General features: G+C 73.4%; 11 protein-coding genes. 1 reads left to right on the top strand and 10 read right to left on the bottom strand.

Annotated features, from left to right (window positions below; all coding sequences use genetic code 11):
* Positions 1 to 28: 28 nt before the first annotated feature.
* The 7 genes from AB0F03_RS21240 to AB0F03_RS21210 all read right to left on the bottom strand — a co-directional run bounded on the left by AB0F03_RS21240 (position 29) and on the right by AB0F03_RS21210 (position 11160).
* Positions 29 to 742 carry a hypothetical protein gene (locus tag AB0F03_RS21240; protein WP_361994095.1) on the bottom strand — a complete coding sequence of 238 codons (714 nt, stop codon included), beginning with the start codon at positions 740 to 742 and terminating at the stop codon, positions 29 to 31.
* Positions 724 to 2982, bottom strand: a complete 2259-nt coding sequence (locus tag AB0F03_RS21235; RefSeq protein WP_361994092.1) for a glycoside hydrolase N-terminal domain-containing protein — start codon at positions 2980 to 2982, stop codon at positions 724 to 726. The genes AB0F03_RS21240 and AB0F03_RS21235 overlap by 19 nt, the downstream gene beginning before the upstream one ends.
* The gene (locus AB0F03_RS21230) at positions 2979 to 4949 is read right to left on the bottom strand and encodes a beta-galactosidase (RefSeq protein WP_361994089.1); all 1971 of its coding nucleotides are present in this window, start codon (positions 4947 to 4949) and stop codon (positions 2979 to 2981) included. The genes AB0F03_RS21235 and AB0F03_RS21230 overlap by 4 nt, the downstream gene beginning before the upstream one ends.
* Complete coding sequence (locus AB0F03_RS21225) at positions 4946 to 7114, bottom strand: sialidase family protein (RefSeq protein ID WP_361994086.1); 2169 nt, start codon at positions 7112 to 7114, stop codon at positions 4946 to 4948. Before AB0F03_RS21225 ends, AB0F03_RS21230 begins: the two co-directional genes overlap by 4 nt.
* Before the next feature lie 351 nt (positions 7115 to 7465).
* Positions 7466 to 8413, bottom strand: coding sequence for a carbohydrate ABC transporter permease (locus tag AB0F03_RS21220; RefSeq protein WP_361994083.1), 948 nt, complete (start codon positions 8411 to 8413; stop codon positions 7466 to 7468).
* Positions 8410 to 9444, bottom strand: a complete 1035-nt coding sequence (locus AB0F03_RS21215) for an ABC transporter permease subunit (RefSeq protein WP_361994080.1) — start codon at positions 9442 to 9444, stop codon at positions 8410 to 8412. The genes AB0F03_RS21220 and AB0F03_RS21215 overlap by 4 nt, the downstream gene beginning before the upstream one ends.
* A 27-nt stretch (positions 9445 to 9471) precedes the next feature.
* Positions 9472 to 11160, bottom strand: coding sequence for an extracellular solute-binding protein (locus tag AB0F03_RS21210; protein ID WP_361994077.1), 1689 nt, complete (start codon positions 11158 to 11160; stop codon positions 9472 to 9474).
* A gap of 337 nt (positions 11161 to 11497) precedes the next feature.
* Here AB0F03_RS21210 and AB0F03_RS21205 point away from each other — a divergent pair, with 337 nt between their 5' ends.
* A complete protein-coding gene (locus AB0F03_RS21205; protein ID WP_361994074.1) occupies positions 11498 to 14332 on the top strand; it encodes a glycoside hydrolase family 3 C-terminal domain-containing protein in 2835 nt (944 codons plus the stop codon).
* Between the two features lie 91 nt (positions 14333 to 14423).
* Here the strand turns inward: AB0F03_RS21205 and AB0F03_RS21200 are convergent, their stop codons facing one another.
* The 3 genes from AB0F03_RS21200 to AB0F03_RS21190 all read right to left on the bottom strand — a co-directional run bounded on the left by AB0F03_RS21200 (position 14424) and on the right by AB0F03_RS21190 (position 19852).
* Positions 14424 to 15869: an aldehyde dehydrogenase family protein gene (locus tag AB0F03_RS21200; RefSeq protein ID WP_361994072.1), complete on the bottom strand. Its 1446-nt coding sequence runs from the start codon at positions 15867 to 15869 to the stop codon at positions 14424 to 14426.
* 184 nt (positions 15870 to 16053) lie between these two features.
* Positions 16054 to 17631: a PucR family transcriptional regulator gene (locus AB0F03_RS21195; protein ID WP_361994069.1), complete on the bottom strand. Its 1578-nt coding sequence runs from the start codon at positions 17629 to 17631 to the stop codon at positions 16054 to 16056.
* Between the two features lie 94 nt (positions 17632 to 17725).
* Entirely contained in the window at positions 17726 to 19852 is a 2127-nt protein-coding gene (locus AB0F03_RS21190) for an ATP-binding protein (protein ID WP_361994066.1), read from the bottom strand.
* Positions 19853 to 19871 lie beyond the last annotated feature (19 nt).

The following is a 19871-nucleotide window of genomic DNA, read 5'->3' as shown; positions in this document are numbered from 1 at the left end:
CCCCGGGGAGGGAGCCGGCCCCGGCGGCTCAGCTGCTGCTGACGCTGAGGCTGTTGGTGATGAAGTCCAGTCCGCCGGAGGAGGACGTGATCTCGTAGCCGAACTGGACGTCGCCGATGGTCACGTTGCCGAACCAGCCCTTGGTGTCCCTGATCCACTTCAGGATCGGCAGGACGTCGACCGTGCCGGAGCCGGAGTTGGAGCTGCGGACGAAGGAGAACACCGCGTTGGCGCCGTTGTCGCCCTTGTAGACGGTCCAGGTGGAGCCGCCGAGGGTGACCGTGCCCTGCGAGGTGCCGAGCGGGCCGACCGCGCCGGTCCTGTTGACCCAGAGCATGATCTCGTAGTGGTGGGCCGTGTCCCAGATGTCGTACGACGTGTTGTACGCGCCGGACGACGGGACGGTGACGTTGTAGCTGCTGGTGAGCGAGGTCAGGGAGCCGATCGGCTTGTTGATGACCTTCTTGGCGTTGGGGTAGGACTTGATGCCGCCGGTGTTCGGGTGGTTCGCCCACACGCCCCAGTTGGTGCCGGAGTTGGCCCAGATGCACTGGCTGCCGGCGCCGGAGCCCCAGATGTCGTTGTAGAGGGTGTAGCCGTTCAGGGTGGTGTTGCCCCACTGGTCGCAGGAGTTCCAGACGGCGGCGGAGGCGGGTGCCGAGGCGAGGCCGACGGTGGCGCCGAGGGCGAGCGCGGGGGCGATCAGGGCCTTGGCGACCCTGGTCAGTGTGCCTGTTGCCATGGTGTCCCTTCCATGGGTGGGGGAGGTGGGGAGGGTGGTGCTGATCGCCGCGCCCTCAGGGTGAGGACGCGTTCTTCTCCGGCGACCAGGTCGAGCGGCTCGGTGCCGGAGGAAGTCCGCAGTTCGATGCGGTGGGTGCGGTGGGGCCGCAGGACGGCTCGGGCACCGTCGGGGCTCCAGCCGAGGTCGAGTTCCGCGCCGAACCGGGTGCGTATGCCGCGCAGTTCGCCGCTGGGGCACGTCTCCGGCACGGCGGGCAGCAGGACCAGCCGGTGGGGGGTGGACTGGACGAGCATCTCGATCAGCACGCCGGGCAGGGTGTGCGCGGCGTCCGCGTTGTAGACGTCGCGGTGCGGGTAGTGGGCGCTCATCAGGGAGGCGTGGAAGAAGTCACCGTCCAGGACCCGGCGCAGGGCCCCGGCGGCCCGGACGGTGTCCCCGAGCCGGGCGGCGATCAGGGCGTGGTGCAGGTGGCCGTGGGCAGAGTCGTTCCCGGTGCCGCGCAGGGCGAGCGCCCGGTGGGCGGCGGCGGCCAGGCGCGGGGTGTCGTACGGGGTGATCTCCTCCAGCGGCCAGACGCCGTACAGGTGGCTGAGGTGGCGGTGGTCGTACGTGTCGTCGAGCCCCGGCCAGGCCCATTCGGCGAGGGCGCCGTCGGCGTTGATCCGGTGCGGGGGCAGCCGGTCCGCCAACGCCCGCCAGGTCGCGGCGCGTCGGGGGTGGTAGCGGGCGGCGGTGCGCAGGGCGTGCCGGGCGGCGGAGAGGTCCATGGCCGCGTTGACCGCGCCGCAGCCGCCGTTCGCGGGGCGGTTCTCGGGCGAGTAGGAGGGCACGACGACGAGGTGGCCGTCGGTGTCGGTGCGGGTGAGGAAGTCCTCGTAGAAGACGGCCGCCTCGGCGAGGGCGGCGGCGGTGCGCGGATCCTGGGCGCCGCGGATCTCGTCGTGGTCCACCAGCGGTTTGAGCAGCCAGTCCGCGCCGGCGGTCCACAGGTGCAGCGGGTAGTCGCGGCTGAAGTGGTACGTCAGCCCGGACTCGCCGTCGGTGTGCGAGGGCGCGAGGGCGCCCCGGGCGCCGAAGACGGCGCGCGCGTTGGCCCGCCAGTCCGGCAGCTGCCGCTCGACGAGCGCGGCCAGGGATTCGGTGACCTCGGGCAGGGCGGCGGCGGGTGCGGCGGCGGTCTGGAGGTTGAGGTTGGCGTTCGTGGTGAACGCCCCCGACCAGGCGGTGTCCCAGTCGCCGGTCCACAGTCCGGTGAGCCGGGGCGGGAGCAGGCCGCTGGCGGAGAGCAGGTGGTAGCGGCCCGCCGCGAAGAGCCTCTCCAGCAGGGCCGGGCTGTGCGGGCGCCGCAGCAGCTCGGAGCCGGGCAGGGCGCGCTCGGCCGGGTCGGCGCCGAGATCGAGGGTGACCCGCAGGTAGGCGGTGCGGTGCCGGGCCAGATGGCGGGCGAGCAGGCCGTCGTACGGCCGCTCGGTGCCGTCGAGCAGGTCCTGGAGCCGGCGGGCCTCGGCGACCACGTCCGCCTCGCCGGTGTGCCGGCGCACCCGGGTGAGCAACAGCACCGAGCGGGCGCCGGTGACGCGGACGCCCGGCGGGACGAGTTCGGTACGGCCGCCGAGGACGGCGACGAGGGTCACGCCGGTGTAGGCGCGGTCGCTGTCCGGGTAGCGGGCGCGCAGGCTGAGCAGGGCACCCTCGGGAGTGAGCAGAGTGCCCTGGCCGACCCGCAGTCCGGTGGGGGCGCCCGGCAGCCGGTGGTCCAGGCAGACCTCGAGATCTCCGGCGGTGACCTCGTGCACGATGACGTCGTCGGCGCGGGAGACGAAGACGCGGCTGCCGGTGCCGGCGCGGACCGCGGTGACCTCGCCGGTGGTGAAGTCGACGGCACGGTGGTGGCCGTCGGGTCCGCTGCCCGCCGGTCCGCGCAGCCGTATCCGGAAGGCCGGGTGGAAGGGCTGCACCCACTGCAACGGCCGGCCGTCGGTGAAGCCGTCGGCCGCGGTGAGGTCCCCGGCGAGCAACCGGTCCTGGACGGCGGGGAGTCCGGCGGCGAGCCGCGGCGGCCGGGCGTGCTCTGCGCCGTTGGGCCGCACCAGGGTGTGATGGGTGACGACGACCCGCTCGTCGTTCGGGTCACCGGACACGAGGACGCCGTGGTGGCCGTTGCCGCTCAGGAAGGCGTCCTCCCAGCGGGTGGCCGGGGCCGGTTCCCAGGTGCCGTGGACCGGGGTGTGGCTCATGACCGCAGCACCGCCACGCCGTGGCGGCCGAGGGTGACCGCGTCCGTGACGTCCGTACCGGCGAGCAGCTCGTGATGCCTGCCGGGCACCTGGACGGTGACCTGTTCGCGCCCGTGGTTGAGCAGGAACAGCAGTTCCCCGCGGCGCACCGCCTCCACTCCCGCCGGGAGCCCGTCGAGCACCGGCCGCACCCCCGCCCCGGCGGCGATGCCGGCCAGCAGGGAGCGCAGCGCGTCCGGCTCGGGGAGGGTGGAGACGTACCAGGCGCGGCCCCGGCGCAGCACGGCGGGCAGCCCGTCGAGTTCACCGCCCCGGTACGGCACGGTCTCGGCGGCGCCCGGCTCCGGTTCGAGCTCCTCCGACCACAGCGTGCCGCGGAAACCTTCGCACTCCACGGTCTCCCCCGCCTCCAGCGGCCACCACTCGTGCAGGGTGCGGATGCCGAACAGCTCGCGCAGCCGGGCGTCCATGCCGCCGGTCCGGACCCGGTCGTCCTCGTCGGCGACACCGGTGAGGAAACCGCAGACGAGGGTGCCGCCACCGCGGACGTACGCGAGGAGGTTGTCGACGGCGCTGTCGGTGAGGAGGTACAGCTGTGGGACGACGACGAGCCGGTAGCCGGACAGGTCGTGCTCCGGGTGGGCGAAGTCGGTGGTCAGGTGGGCCTCCCACAGGGCCCGGTGCCAGGCGGTGAGCACCTCCGGGAGGTCCACGAGCGTCGAGAGCCGTCCCTCGTGCGCGCCGGCCCACCAGGAGTGCCAGTCGTGCAGGACGGCGACGTCCGCGTCGATCCGGCCGCCGCTCACGTCGCCCGAGATCCGCTCCAGCTCGGCCCCGAGCTGCCGGATCTCCTGGTACGTGCGTCCCTGCTCCCCCGCGTGGCCGACCATCCCGGAGTGGAACTTCTCGGCGCCCTGCCGGGACTGGCGCCACTGGAAGTAGCAGACGGCGTCGGCACCGCGGGCGACGGCCTGGAGCGACCACAGGCGGTTGAGGCCGCGCGGTTTGGGATGGTTCACGCCCCGCCAGTTGACCGGGCCGGCCGCCTGTTCCATGAGCATCCACGGCCCGCGGGCCTGGGAACGGGTGAGGTCCTGCACGAGCGCCCCGTGCTGTGCGCCCAGCGGATCGCGCGGGTCGGGGTAGAGGTCGACGGAGACGACGTCCTCCTCCCGGGCCCAGCGCCAGGCGTCCTGCCCGATCCACAGCGGCATGAAGTTGGTGGTCACGGGGAGGTGCGGGGTGTACCGGCGGACGATGTCCCGTTCGGCGGTGCAGCACTCCAGGAGCATGTCGGAGGTGAACCGGCGGAAGTCCAGCACCTGGGCGGGGTTCTTCAGGTAGTGGGCTCGGCGCGGGGGCAGGATGCCGTCCCAGGTGTCGTATCCCTGGCTCCAGAAGGCGGTCCCCCAGGCGGAGTTGAGCGCGTCCAGGGTCGTGTACCGCTGCCGGAGCCAGCGGCGGAAGGCGGCGGCGGCCTCGTCGCCGTGGTCGGCGGTGCAGTACTCGTTGTTGATGTGCCACATGGTGAGGGCCGGGTGGGTGCCGTAGCGGGCGGCGAGGTCCTCGGTGATGGCGGCGGCGTACCGGCGGTAGGTGGCGCTGGAGTGCGAGAAGTGCTGCCGTCCGCCCCACCACTCGGTGTGGCCGTCGGCGTCCCGGGGCAGGGTGTCCGGGTGCAGCCGGCCCATCCAGGGGGGCGGGGAGGAGGTGGGCGTGGCGAGGACGACGCCGATGCCGTTGGCGTGCAGGAGGTCCATGAGCCGGTCGAGCCAGCCGAACTCGCGTGCCCCCGGCTCGGGTTCGAGCCGGGACCAGGAGAAGACGCCGAGGGTGACGGAGTTGACCCGGGCCCGCGTCATCAGCCGGACGTCGTCCTGCCAGGTCTCCTCCGGCCACTGCTCGGGGTTGTAGTCGCCGCCGAAGAGGATGCGGCCCCGGGTGGCGTCGCCGAGGGCCGGTCTCATATGCGTTCCCCGTACTGGATGCCCCGCCCGTTGGTGGCGAGGTAGACCCGGCCGTGGACGCGTGGGTCACCGGTGATCGCCTGCCCGGTCCAGCCCCACTGGTGGGCGTCGTCGTTGATCCGGGTCCAGGTCCTGGCCCGGTCGTCGGAGCACAGGACGGCGGGGCCGGAGTCCGTGGCGCCGACCAGGTAGAGCGCCGGGTACCGGGCGCCTGGTGCGGCCTTGCCGAAGCCGAGGGTGTAGGCGGCCCGGACACCGCCGACCGCGGTGAAGCTCACCCCGCCGTCGGTGGACCGGTACAGCCCGTGCTCCTTGGCGCTCAGCCACAGGTCTCCGGTGCGCCCGGGTGCCACGGCGAGCTGGAACTGGCTGTCGCCGGCGGGCAGTCCGGTGGCGCGGGCGGTGAACGTACGGCCGTGGCCGGTGCCGGCGTACAGCGTGCCGGTGGCGGTGTCGTAGGCGTAGAAGGCGGCCGGGTCGGCCGGGTCGGCCAGCGGGGTGGCTCCCTGCGGGAAGGAGGGCACCTCCTGCCAGGAGGCACCGCCGTCGGCCGACCGGTGGGCGGGCCCGTTCGTGGGAGCCCACAGCAGCACACCGCCGTCGGCGCTGACGGCGATCGGGCCGGGGCCGTCACCGGCGTGGGCGGGCTGGGCCGGGAAGGGGGCCCAGGTGCGTCCGCCGTCCTCGGAGAAGGCGCCGTTGCCGTGGTCGCCCCACCCGGTCCGCACGACGTACGACGGTTTCGCCGCGGCCAGTGCGAGACCGGTCGCCGTGCCGAACACGGGGTTGGTCGCCATGCCGCGCGCCGGGGAGGCGGTGAGCCGCTCGTGGTACAGCACGCCGACGTCGCCGTTCCCGCTGATCAGATGGGCCGCTCCGGTGGGCGGCGAGAGCAGCTGCCGTACGGAGGTCTCCTCCAGGCCGCGGACGCGGGGCGCCCAGTGGACGAGGTCGCGGGTGCCGTAGAGCGTGGCGCCGGTGCCGTACAGGACGTGCTCCGGGTCGTACGGGTCGACGGCGACGGCCTGGATCCACCAGCCGAACGTGGGCTCGTCCCGGCCCCAGCGGAGGTAGGGGGTCTCGGAGACGTCGAGGACGGCGGTGTCCTCGAGGGACACCCAGCTGCGGCCCCCGTCGGTGGTCCGGTACAGGGTGTCGACGGCCGACCAGCGGTTGTTGGTGGAGACGACCACCGTGCCGGGACGGCGGGCGGCGACGGCGACCCCGCCGTACCCGAAGGTGTCGGTGCCGCCCGGGACGGCCGGGGTGACGTCGGTCCAGGCGCCGGTGGCGGTGTCCAGCTTGTGCACGCTGCCGGTGGACTGGCCGTTGGGGCCCGGTGCGTCGGCGTACGTGACGTACAGCTCGCGGGTGTGGTGGTCGTGGGCGGCACGGACCGGGACCCGGGCGGAGGCGCCGGCCGGCTGCCCGGGGACGGGCTCCCAGGCGGTGCCGTCCGCGGTGCGGTACAGGTTGGGCCGCGCGGAGGTGCCGTCGGCGTCGCCCCAGCCGGCGTACACGGTGCGGCCGGCGGCGACGAGGAGGGTGACGCCCTGGCCGGTGTCGGCCGGCGTGGCCGGGAAGCCCGTCGCCGCCGACCAGGTGGCGCCCCGGTCCGTCGACCTGAGCAACCCGTCGTGGCGGGTGCCGAGCCAGAGGGTGTCGCTGTCACGGGGGTCGACGAGGAGCCGTTCGCCGGTGCCCCGGCCGTCCTCGTTGGCGCCGAGCCGCGCGGGCAGACCGGTGCGGTGCCAGGTGGCGCCGCGGTCGTCGGAGCGCAGGAACGCGCCGTCGCCGGCCCAGGGCTGGGTGTACGTGCCGAGGGCGAGATACAGCCGGTCCGGGTGGGCGGGATCGACGGCCAGGGCCTCCACCCCGAGGAGGTTCCAGTCGTCCCAGCCGAAGTGGTCGGTGAGCGGGGTCCAGCGGGCGGTCTCCCGGTCCCAGCGGTAGGCGCCGCCGATGTCCGTGCGGGCGTAGGCGAGGCCGGGAACGGCGGGGTGGAAGAGGATGCCGGTGACGAACCCGGTGCCGCCGATCACCGCCGTGCGCCAGCGGTACGCCGGGTGCCGGGCCTCGGCCGCGTGTCCCTGCGTGGGCAGACCGGCGAGCGTGGCGGCCGCGGCGGTTCCGGCGAGTACGGTTCTGCGGCTCGGGTCGGGCATGAGGTACCTCACTGGACGGGGGCGGGTGGGGGGCGTGGGCCGGGTGGGGATCCGGGGCGGGTACGGGGGCGGGGCGGTTCGTCGGGCGACGGAGCCGGGGTGCCGGGGTGCGGGCGGCGGAGATGGGGGCCGCAGGGCTTGAGGGATGCAGGAACTGCGGGGGCACAGAACTTCGGGGGCACGGGAGCGCGGGGCGGTGGGGGCCGGAGGGGTGGGGCGCGGAGCGGTGGGGCGCGGAGCGGTGGGGGCCCGCGCGGTCGGGTCCGCCGGGCGGCCCGCGGCCCTGCGGTGCCGCCCGCGGGGCGGGCCCCAGGTCACCGGCGAGCCGCACCGCCCGCCCCGGGGCGCCGGTCAGCCCTTCACCGCCCCCGTCAGCATCCCCTTCCTGAAATGCTTCTGGACGAACGGCGACAGCACGGCCACCGGCAGCAGGGCCATCACCATGACCGCCATCTGCACGGCCAGCCCGGACAGTTCACCCGTCTTGATGGCCTGACCCAGCCCCACGGGGGCCTCCTGCTTCTGCACGAGCTGGATCATGACGTTCTGGAGCGGCATCATGTCCTGGTCGTTGAGGTACAGCGAGGCGTTGAACCAGGCGCTCCAGTACCCGACCGCGTAGAACAGCGTGATCACCGCGAGGACCGCCCGGGAGAGCGGCATCACGATCTGGAACAGGATGCGGATGTCTCCCGCCCCGTCGATGCGCGCGCTGTCGGTCAGTTCCGGCGAGATGCCCATGAAGAAACCGCGCAGGACGAGGATGTTGAAGACGCTGATCGCGCTGGGCAGGATCAGCGCGAGGTAGGTGTCGGTCAGCCCGAGGGACTGCACCAGCAGGTACGTCGGGATGAGCCCGGCGCTGAAGAACATGGTGGCCATCAGCAGCATCAGGATCCACCGGTGCCCCAGCGACCCGCTGCGCGAGAGGCCGTAGGCGCACAGGACGGACACCGTCATCGAGAACACCGTGCCGACCAGCGTGACGAGGACGCTGATGAGCGCGGCCCGGGTGACCTGGCCGCCGCCGAGCAGTTCCCGGTAGGCGACGAAGGTGATGCCCTTGGGGATCATGACCAGGCCGCCGGCCTCGTCGACGGTCCGCCGCGAGGACAGGCTGGTGACGAGGACGATCCACAGCGGGAAGAGGACGCCCAGGCAGGCGAGGGTGAGCACGAGGCTCTTGGCCGCGAGGCCCGCCCGGCCCGGCTTCTCCTCCCACACCGGGCGGGGCGGGGCGGCCCACCGGCGCGGCCTGTCCACCACCGGGTCCGCCGGTCGGCCGAGGACGGTTGTCACTTCTGGTACACCCCCTGCTCGCCCATGAGATGGGCCACCTTGTTGGCGGCGAGGACCAGGCCGATGCTGACCACGCCCTTGACGAGACCGGCGGCAGCCGCGTAGCCGAAGTCCTGGTTGCGGACGCCGTTCCACCACACGAAGGTGTCCAGGACCTCCGAGGCTCCCGGTCCGACGGCGTCGCGCTGGAGCAGGATCTGTTCGAAGCCGACGGTCAGCGCGTCACCCACGCGCAGCACCAGCAGCAGCGCGATCACCGGGCGCAGCGCGGGCAGCGTGACGTGCCACATGCGGCGCCGGCGGCCGGCGCCGTCCATCGCGGCGGCCTCGTACAGGTCGGGGCTGACGGAGGCCAGGGCGGCGAGGAAGACGATGATCCCCCAGCCGGCGTCCTTCCACACGCTCTGCGCGGTGACGAGGAACTTGAAGGTGTCGGGGTCGGTCATGATGTCGAGGCCGTCGAAGCCGTGCTGCCGCATCAGCTGGGAGAACAGTCCGGCGCCGCCCAGGAGTTGCTGGAACACGGCGATGACCAGCACCCAGGAGAAGAAGTGCGGCAGGTAGAGCACGGCCTGGGCGACGGCCCGGATCCGGGGCCTGACGACGCTGTTGATGAGCAGCGCGAGGAGGATCGGGATCGGGAAGTAGAGGACCAGCTGGAGGACGAACAGCACCAGCGTGTTCGACATCGCGTTCCAGAACGCGGAGTCCTGGAAGATCTGCTGGAAGTTGGCCAGGCCGACCCAGGGACTGTGCAGGATGGAGACGACGCCGTTGTCGCTGATGTAAGGGTCGTAGTCCTCGAAGGCGACGATGTTGCCGAGGATCGGCAGGTAGTCGAAGAGCAGGAGCAGGGCGACGGCCGGGAGCGTCATCAGGAGCAGGACGCGGTCGCGTCCGAACCTCAGGCGCAGGCTGGGCCTGGCCGCGCGTCGTCCGTCACGGGAACCGGTGGTGTCGCCGGGCGCCGCCGGGGCGGTCGCCGTCATGTCGGCCTCGGCCCTGCTCCGAGGCACCGTGCTGTGGGACACGGACTTCTCCTTGCCTCGTGCCTCGGGTCAGCCGGCCGCCGGGCCGTTCTCGTCGAGGATCTTCTTGTACCAGTCGCGCAGCTTGTCGCCGCCCCTGCTGCGCCAGTCGGAGACGGCCTGCTGCATGTCGCCGATCTTCTTGCGGCCGCGCACGATGTCGTCCTCCAGCTGCTCGAAGTCGTTGCCGAGGTCGGTGTAGCGGCTGGGCTCGGTGATCTGCATGCCGTAGAAGGAGGACTTGGTGGTGAAGGCGCCCATCCGCTGCTGCCACTCGACCTGGCCCCTGGCGACCTCGGGGAAGTCGGGGTGGGCGATGGTCGGGGCGGGGCTCGCGATCATGACGTAGGCGTTGAGCACGTCGAGGTTGCCCTGGTCGGTCTTGGTGGGGACGCCCTTCTTGACGGTGTAGTGGGTGCCCTCGACGCCGTAGTTGGTGAGCATGTACTCCTTGGTGCCGTACGGCGCGGCGGTGGCGTCGGCGACGGCGAGCACGTCCCGGATCACCGCCTCGGAGGCCTTCTTGTTGACGAAGGCGAAGATCCCGGCGGGCTGTTCGGCGTAGAGCCGGGGGTCACCGCCGTCGTGGCCGAAGACGTCCATGCCCCAGATCTTGAACTCGGGGTTGTGGGTGGCCTGTTCGGCGGTACGGCCCCACCACTGCGAGATGTTGTTGGCGTAGATGAGGAACTCGCCGGCCGCGAACTTGGGGCCGGGGTCGGTGGCCTGGCTCTTGCCGAGCTCGGCGTCGGGGTGCACGACGCCGGCGGCGAAGAGCTTGCGGGTCCACTCCAGCGCCTCGAGGTACTGGTCGGTCTCGATGCGGTTGACGAGCTTGCCGTCGGCCAGGTTCCAGCCGAGCGGCTTCTCGCTGCCGGAGAGCACGCCGAACATCTGGAAGGCGGTCCACTTCATGTCGAGGCAGGCCCACCGCTTGGCCTTGGCGTCGGTGATGTCCTTGGCGAGGGCCATGAACTCGTCCGCCGAGCGCGGTACCCGGTAGCCCTCCTTGTCGAAGACGTCCTTGCGGTAGAGGGGCACGATGCCGGTGACGTACGGGGCGGGTTGGGGCAGGCCGCGCAGCTTGCCGCCGAAGATGGAGCGCTGCCAGGCGTCCGTCGGGATCGCGGCCAGGTTCGGGTAGTCCTTGACGGCGTCGCCGGAGAGGTAGGGGCCGAGGTCGGCGAACTTGGAGATGACGGCGCTGGGGATCTTGCCGTTCATGTTCCAGCCGGGGATGACCACCACGTCGGGCACCTCGCTGGAGGCGAGGACCGCGCCGAGCTTCTGCTCGTAGGTGTTGCCGTCCTGGTTCCGCCACCGGACGTCGACGCCGACGAGGTCGTTCATGGCCCGGTAGTAGGCGTTGTCCTGTTTGGGCGGTGAGCCCCAGAACGGCGACATGACGGTGACCTCGTTGCCCTTGCCGAGCTTCCGGGGCACGGACGTCTTCAGGTCCGTGAGATCGAGCCTGCGGGTGAACCCGGCGGCCGAGCCGTTCTTGGCGGGGATGTCCGGTGTCACCACGTTCCCCGCCACGTACGCCGGGAGCAGTTTCCTGGCGTTCCTGCCGGCCGAGGTACCCCCTCGGGCACCGCTGTCCGCGCTTCCGCAGGCGGTGAGCAGCGGCATCCCCCCGGCCACCGCGGCGGCGGCGACCGCGGTGGAGGCGAGGAAGCCTCTCCTGCTGGGAGCGGAGGAGGCGGCGTTCGGCGTCATTGCGTCAACCCTTCGTGGCGCACCAGGACACCCGGCGGTGGCCGTCGGCTGCGGTGTCTCGAGTGGATCTGGCCGAGCGGAAGCGTTCTTCGGCGGGGCACGTGAGTCGAAGCGCTTCGATGTTGCAGCGAGGTTAAGTGAACGCCTGGGGGCGCACAAGGGTCGTCGCCAAGATTCCTGCGAACTCCGGTGACCGCGCCGGAAGTCGGCTACGCCGGTGGCACCATGGAGAAGTCGGTGGGTGTTTCGCCCCTGCACCTTGACACCCGGCCTCGGGCGACTGAGCATCGAAGCGCTTCGAAAGCGTCGTGCCGCTCCATTCGCAAGGGGACCACTCGTGACCGTCGACTCGCCGTCCACCCCGCCCTTCCGCGATCCGTGTCTGCCGTTCGCGAAGCGCGTCGAGGACCTGCTGGCCCGGCTCACCCGTGCGGAGAAGATCTCCTTCCTGCACCAGTTCACGCCCGCCGTGGAACGCCTGGGCATCGCCGCCTGGCGGACCGGCCAGGAGGCACTGCACGGCGTGGCCTGGATGGGACCGGCGACGGTGTTCCCGCAGGCCGTCGGGCTCGGCGCGACCTGGAACCCGGACCTCGTACGGCGGGTCGGCGAGGCGGTGTCCCGGGAGGTCCGGGCGATGCGCGCCCGCGACGAGCGGGTCGGCCTGAACGTCTGGGCCCCGACGGTCAACCTGCTGCGCCACCCGCTGTGGGGCCGTAACGAGGAGGGTTACGCGGAGGACCCGAAGCTGACCTCGGCCATCGCCACGGCGTACACCCGCGGCCTGCGCGGCGACCACCCCTTGTACTGGCGCACCGCGCCGGTGCTGAAGCACTGGCTGGCACACAACAACGAGCAGGACCGGGACACCTCGTCGTCCTCGGTGCGTCCGCGCGTGCTGCACGAGTACGACCTGCGCGCCTTCCGGGACACGGTCGGGGCGGGCGCGGTGGCCGGGGTGATGCCGGCCTACAACCTGGTCAACGGCCGCCCCAACCACGTCTCCCCGTACCTGCGCGAGCACCTGCGCACCTGGACCGACGAGGAGCTGCTGGTCTGCTCGGACGCGGGCGCGCCCTCCAACCTGGTCGACAGCGAGCACTACTTCGACACCCACGAGGAAGCCGTCGCGGCGGCCCTGCTGGCCGGCGTGGACAGCTTCACCGACCACGGCACCGACGGCACGCTGATCACCGAGCGGGTCGAAGGTGCTCTCGCACGGGGCCTGTTGACGGAGGCGGACATCGACACCGCCGTGCGCCGCCAGCTCTCCGTCCGGTTCCGGCTCGGCGAGTTCGACCCGCTCCTCGACCCGCACGCGGGCACCGGCGCGTTCGACACCCCGGCGCACCGGGCGCTCGCGCAGGAGACGGCCGAGCAGGCGGTCGTACTGCTGAAGAACGACGCGGACCTGCTGCCGCTCGCCCCGGACACCCGGCTCGCGGTCGTCGGCCTGCTCGCCGACGAGTGCAAACTGGACTGGTACAGCGGCAGCCTCCTGCACCGCTCCACCCCGCTGGAGGGCCTGTACGAGCGGTTCGGCGCGCAGCGGGTGCGGTTCGCGGAGGGCGTGGACCGGATCCGGCTGCGGACGGCGGACGGCGCCTTCCTCGCCGTGCCCGTGGCGGACGCCCCCGACGAGGCGCGCGGCGCCGAGGGCGCCCTGGACCCGGCGCTGCTGTCCGGACGCACCGACCTGCCGCCGCTCACCACCGACGCCACCGGCACCGTGTTCGCGCTGGCCGACTGGGGCGAGGGGGTGTTGACCCTGCGCGCCCCCGACGGCCGCTACCTCTCGGTCGCCGAGGACGGCCGCGTCCGGGCCTGTGCCGACCAGCCCGGCGGCTGGGTCGTCCAGGAGACGTTCCGCCTGGAACCGCACGACGGCGGTCACCTCCTCGAGCACCTGGGCACGGGTCGTCATCTCCGTGTCGCCGCCGACGGCGTGCGGGTTGCCGACACGGGCGACGTCTTTCAGGTGGTCACGGTCGAACGGGGCGAGGACGCGGTGGCCCGGGTGGCGGGAGAGGCCGACGTCGTCGTGGTGGTGGCCGGCAACGATCCGCACATCAACGGCCGCGAGACCGAGGACCGTACGACGCTGCTGCTGCCGGAGCACCAGCAGCGGCTGCTGCGCGCGGCCCGGGCGGCCAACCCGCGCACCGTGCTGGCGCTCGTGTCGGCGTACCCGTACGCGGTGGACGCGGCCCCGCTGCCGGCCGTTCTGTGGACGGCGCACGGCGGCCAGGCGGCGGGCACGGCGCTGGCCCGGGTGCTGGCCGGCGACGTCTCCCCGGCCGGCCGCCTCCCCCAGACCTGGTACGCCGACAACGCCGACCTGCCCGGCCTCCTCGACTACGACGTGATCGGCGGCCGGCAGACCTACCTCTACTTCGACGGCAGCCCGCTCTTCCCCTTCGGCCACGGCCTGTCGTACGCCTCGTTCGCGTACGACGGCCTGACGGCCCGCGTGCGGGCGGGCGCGGTCCTCGTGAGCTGCACCGTCGGCAACACCGGGGACCGGCCGGCGGACGAGGTGGTCCAGCTCTACGGCCGGGCCGTGGACCCGTCGGTGCCCCGCCCGCGCCGCGAACTGCTGGCCCACCGCCGGCTCACGCTCGTCCCCAGCGAGACGGCCGAGGTCGCGTTCGAAGTCCCGCTGTCAGCCCTGGAGTTCTGGGACGTGGCCCACGGCGTCCGGCGGCTGGCGGACGGCCCGTACGAGCTGCTGGTGGGGGCGTCGAGCGAGGACGTACGGCTGCGCGCGACCGTCCGCCCCGGGGGCCGGCCTGCCACCGCGCGGCCGGTGCTGGAGCGGGGCCTTCCGGCCGCCGACTTCGACGAGCAGTCCGGCGTCGCGATCGTGGACCGGACGAGGACGGCGGGCGACGCGGTGACCCCGGCCCACGACCGGAGCGCCGAACTCCTCTATCGTGCCTGCGACTTCGGCGCCGGGGTGACCGAGGTGACCGCACAGCTGGCGGGCGAGGGCACCCTGGAACTGTCCCTGGACGGCGGCCCGGTACTGGCCGCCCTCACCCTGGACACCCCCACGGCCGGCCCGTACGCCTACACCACCCGCACCGCCGGGCTCGTCACCGCGGGCGTCCACGACGTCCGCCTCACGCTGCGCGGCCCCCTGCGGCTGGCGCACGTCGGTTTCCCCGGCTGAGGGGGCGCGGGGAAGCGACGGACACACGAAACGGCCGCAGCCCCCGCACAGTGGGCTGCGGCCGTTCCTCTTCCGACCTGTCCGTGGCAGGTCAGAGCGCGAGACCGGTGAGAACCAGCACGCGCTCGTAGGTGTAGTCCTCCATCGCGAACCGGACGCCCTCGCGGCCCACACCGGACTGCTTGGCGCCGCCGTACGGCATCTGGTCGGCACGGTAGGACGGGACGTCGCCGATCACCACACCGCCGACCTCGAGGGCGCGGTGGGCACGGAAGGCGACCTGGAGGTCGTGGGTGAACACGCCCGCCTGGAGGCCGTACTTGGAGTCGTTGACCGCGGCGAACGCCTCGGCCTCGCCGTCCACCTTCCGCACGGTGAGGACGGGCCCGAAGACCTCCTCGCAGGCGATCTTGGTGTCGGCCGGTACGTCGGTGAGGACGGTCGGCGCGTAGGAGGCGCCGTCGCGCTTGCCGCCGGTGAGGAGCTGCGCCCCCGCCGCGACGGCCTCGTCCACCCACGACTCCACGCGCTTGGCGGCGTCCTCGCTGACCAGCGGGCCGACGTCCGTCGTGTCGTCGGTGGGGTCACCGGTGACCTGGGCCTCGACGGCGGCGACGATGCGCGGCAACAGCCGGTCGTACACGGACGCGTCGGCGATCACCCGCTGCACCGAGATGCAGGACTGGCCGCCCTGGTAGTTGGAGAAGGTCGCGATGCGGGTCGCGGCCCAGTCCAGGTCGGCGTCGGAGGCGTAGTCGCCGAGGACGACCGCCGCGCCGTTGCCGCCCAGCTCCAGCGTGCAGTGCTTGCGCGGCACCGAGTCCATGATCGCGTAGCCGACCTTCTCGGAACCGGTGAAGGAGATCACCGGCAGGCGCTCGTCCTGGACGAGGGCGGGCATGCGGTCGTTGGCGACCGGGAGGATCGACCAGGAACCGGCGGGCAGGTCGGTCTCGGCCAGCAGGTCACCCAGGATCAGCCCGGACAGCGGCGTGGCCGGGGCCGGCTTCAGGATGATCGGCGCGCCGGCGGCGATCGCCGGGGCGACCTTGTGGGCGCACAGGTTCAGCGGGAAGTTGAACGGCGCGATGCCGAGCACGACACCCTTCGGGAAGCGGCGGGTGAGCCCCAGCCGGCCCTGGCCGCCGGCGTCGGTGTCGAGCCGCTGGGCCTCGCCGCCGTTGAACCGGCGGGCCTCCTCGGCGGCGAACCGGAACACGGACACCGCGCGGCCGACCTCACCCCGGGCCCACTTGATCGGCTTGCCGTTCTCGGCGGAGATCAGCTGGGCGATCTCCTCGGTGCGCTCGGCCAGCCGCCTGCTGACGTGGTCGAGCGCGGCGGCGCGCACGTGCGCCGGGGTGGCGGCGAACTCGTCCCGCACGGCGTACGCGGCGGCCACGGCCTCCTCGACCTGGGCGTCGGTCGGCACGCCGACCTTCCCCACGAGCCGGCCGTCCCACGGGGAGGTGACGTCGAAGGTGTCCTCGCCGGTGACCTGGCGGCCGGCGAGCCAGAAGGCATGGGTGGAAGTCATGTACGAGTCCCGGCCCTTCCGCGTTGGGGGTGTACTTGGCTTGCGTGCTCCACGGTAGGACGGCGCCGCCGGAGGGTCGCTTGTCCGTGCCGTACCACTCGGGACGGGGGGTACGCCGGTTTGGCGGGGTGGACGGCACCCGGTGGGCCGGGGATGCCCGCGGAGACCGTCTCCCCCGGGGCGGTCACTCGGTCGACGTCGCCTTCAGGGCCAGCCACAGCTCCATGCGTACGTCCGGGTCGTCCAGGCTGCGCCCCAGGATCTCCTCGACCCGGCGCATCCGGTACCGCAGCGTGTGCCGGTGGACGCCGAGGTCGGCCGCGGCCGCGTCCCACTGCCCGTGCCGGGACAGCCACGCCCGCAACGAGGCCACCAGATCGCCCCGGCCCGTCGCGTCGTGGTCGTGCAACGCCCGCAGCAGCCCGTCGGCGAACGCCTTCACCGCGTCGTCGGCCAGCAGCGGCAGCACGGAGCCCGCGGCCAGCTGCTCGTGCTCCACGAACACCCGCCCCCGCCGCCGCGCCACCGACAGCGCCTGCCCGGCCTGCTTGTACGCCGCTGCCGCCGCGGTCGGCCCGGCGGGCGCCGACAGGCCGACGACCAGGTCGTTCTCGTCCGCACGCCCCTGCTCGGGCACGGCCCGCGCGCTCTCGCGCGCCGCCGCGTACGTGGCACACGCGGCCACCGCCGTACCCTCGTCGGCGGCCAGCACCACCAGCCGCTCCCCCTCCGGCACGACCAGCACGGCCTCCCCGGAACGCGCCGCGGCGGACTCCACGGCCTCCGCGAGCTCACCCAGCGACTCCCCCGCCGTGCCGGCCGGGGACTCGGCCACGATGATCCGGAACGGCGCGTCGAGCAGTCCGCCGTACAGGTCCCCGGCGACGGCCCGGGCGTGATCGGGCTCGCCTGCGAGCAGCATGCGCAGCACCGCCGTACCGATCCGCTGCTCGGCCGCGTGCAGGGAGCGGGAGCGTTCGGTGGTGAGGGTGAGCAGGGCGATGGCCGAGTGGACGGCGTACCGCTCGGCGGTGCCGAGGGGCGCGGCCGTGCCGACGGCGAGCGCCGCCCGCGGGCGGCGGCCGGTGCCGAGACTGTGCAGTTCCACCCGGTCCTCGTGGTCCGGTCCGCCGACGACGGAGGACGCGGGGGCGGGCCGCTCCCGCAGCCGTTCGACCTCCGCGGTGATCCGGGCGGCCCGCCGGCCGGCCCAGTCCGGGGCGGCGGCGACGACGGCACCCGAGGCGTCGTACAGCGCGGCCCAGCCGTCGACCTGCGTGGCGAGCACGCCGAGCACACCCTCGGGGCCGGAGTTCAGCGCCTGCCGGGTCAGCTCCCGCTGGGCGGCGAAGCCTGCCGTGACCGCGCGGTACTGGTCGGCGGCGATCGCCGCGGACACCGCCTTGCTGATGGCGAGGAACGGGGTGCGGCGGGGCACCTCCAGCAGCGGCAGCCCCTCCTGCGCGCAGGCGTCGACGAGCGGCTCGGGTACCTGCTCGTAGTTGACGCCCACGGCGAACCCCAGGCCGACCACGCCCGCGCCGGACAGCCGCCGCACGTACCGCCGCATGGCCTCCGGGTTCTCGGCGTCCAGTTTCAGCGCGGTGACCAGCAGCAGCTCGCCGCCCTCCATGTAGGGCACGGGGTCGGCCAGCTCGCTGACGTGCGCCCAGCGGACGGGCACGTCGAGACGGTCCTCGCCCGCGCGCACGGTCAGCTTGAGCGCGGAGTGGTGGACGAGCGAGGCGAGAGTCGGGGGCATGGCGCCTTCACGGTGAGGGAGGGGTGATCTTTTGGCCACGGTGTATGAACGGCCTACGCCGATTCTGCCTCACCGTACGATCACCCGCTGGCCGTCACCCCCGCAGATCCACCAGCAACGGCGGCGCGTGCTCCCCCTGCACGGTGGTCAACGACAGCACCGCGTGCCCCGCCGGCACCCCATGAGCCAACTCGGAAGCAGACCACCGCTCCCGCTCCACCTGCCGAACGGTGACGGCGCGCGCCGTCGGCGCCTGACCCGTGATGATCCGGCGCAGCATGTGCACGGCCTTGCCGGCCGGGGTCTCGGCGATGATCTGCCGGTCGGTGACGTCCCGGGTCTCGGTCCACTCCTTGCCCCACACCTCGGCGAAGTCCTGCCCGTCCCAGGGCGTGAGCCCGGACAGCGCCATCCGGCAGCCGGTGGCACCGAGCAGCGGGCCGCGCACCGGCCGGGGTGCGTCGTCCAGGGTGCGCAGCGTGAGCACGGTCCCGGCGTTGACGCTGCGCAGCCGCTGGATGCCGCGCACGGCCTCCGGGGTGACGACGCCCGTGGCGTCGTCGAGCAGCAGGCAGGCGAAGAGCGAGCGGTCCTCGCGTACCGTCACGGCGGCCGTGAACTGGGCGAGCACCAGCCGGGCCAGGATCCGGGAGGCGTCGGCGTGGCCGCGCTGGGGCAGGTCGATGCGGACCCGGACCGGGTGGTCGAGGGCCCGCAGCGAGAACGGCCGGCTCTGCCCGGAGGTGTCGAAGAAGGCGGCGAACGCGGGCCGGTCGAGCAGCGCGATCCGGTCGGCGAGAACCGTGCCGACATCGCCCGGGTGGGCCATCTGCCGCTCACGGGCGTCCAGTTCGCGCAGCAGCGAGGAGTGCCCGGCATTGGTCAGCGCCTTGCGCAGCGCGGCCAGCGGGCCGGGCGCGCCGTCGAGGAGCTGCCGCAGTTCCGGCACGGAGGGAAAGCGGTCGTGGACGGCCCGGAAGGGGCCGAGCAGCTGGGCGAGGACGGTGGTGGAGCGGCGGGTGTCACTGCCCGGGTGCGGGTCGGTGAGGTCGCCGACGAGGGCCTCGGCGAGTATGGCGGCCGCTTCGTCGGGATCGGTGGTGCCGCCGTAGAGGTCGAGGTCGTGGGCGGATTCGGGGTGGCCGACGCGTACGACGACGTCGTAGGCCTCGGCCGGGCCGAGTCCGGCGCCCGCCGCGCCGGCCACCACGACCGCCGCCCGGCCGGCGAGGGCGTGCAGACACAGGGACTCGGCGAGCGGCCGCACGACGGCGCCGGTCTTGCCGGATCCGGCCGGGCCGACGGCGAGCAGCGAGGTGCCGAGCAGGTCGGGCCCGAGGGCCAGGCCGGCGCCGCGGTAGTGATAGGGGTTGCGGGGGTCGTCGGCGGCGGTTCCGAGCCGGACCTGGCCGGTGAGCAGGTCGTGCCGGGCCTGCCGGACGGGCAGGTCCCGGTCGCCGGACGGGTGCGGACAGGCGGCGGCGCCGTCCTTGAGCACGGCACCGGTGAAGGCGGCCAGGGCGTGCCGCCCGGACCGTACGCTCTGCCAGGCCCTGCTGATCCGCGCGTGGTCCACGTCCCGCATCAGCCCGGCCCGCGCCTCACCGGCCAGCCGCTCAGCAGCCTCGTACGCCCCGGCCTGCCGCAGCTGGGGCCATGCGGCGGGGTCGTGGTCGGGGGTGGACGGCTGTGCCGCCTCGGGCGCGGCGGAGTTCCAGGCGGGGGGGCCGTACCGGCGCCAGATCTCGCCCCAGCGGCCGAGGCGGCCGACGACCAGCAGGATGGCGAGGGCGATGACGGTGTAGTACGAGTACCAGAGGATCGCGTTGCCGACGCGGTCGTTGCCCTGGCGCCAGGAGTCGGGGGTGAACAGCTCCAGCGGCAGCACCCACCAGCCGCCGAGGTAGTTGTTCCACAGCAGGGACCACACCAGCCACCCCACCAGGAAGGCGATCACCGCGCCGCTGAGCAACTGCCGGGCCGGGATCTGCTGGGGCTCCTGTTCGGGCCGGGGCCGGTGCCCGAAGCGCCAGACGCCGGGCGCCGCCTCCGGGCGGGGGGTCCGCAGCCAGGCCAGGAACGCCGAGCCGTCCGGCCGGGGCGGCACGCCGGGCGGCATCGAGGGCATGGCCGGCACCCCGAAGGCGTCCGGCGGACCCCCCGGATGCGGTACCGGTGTGGTGTGGGTGCCGCGTGTGTCGTGTGTGCCGTCGCTGTCCATCCGCCCTGCCCCCTGACCA

Origin of the sequence: Streptomyces sp. NPDC028722, assembly GCF_040637655.1 — a bacterium.
Taxonomy (GTDB): Bacteria; Actinomycetota; Actinomycetes; order Streptomycetales; family Streptomycetaceae; genus Streptomyces.
This window is presented reverse-complemented; position numbering and strand designations above follow the sequence as displayed.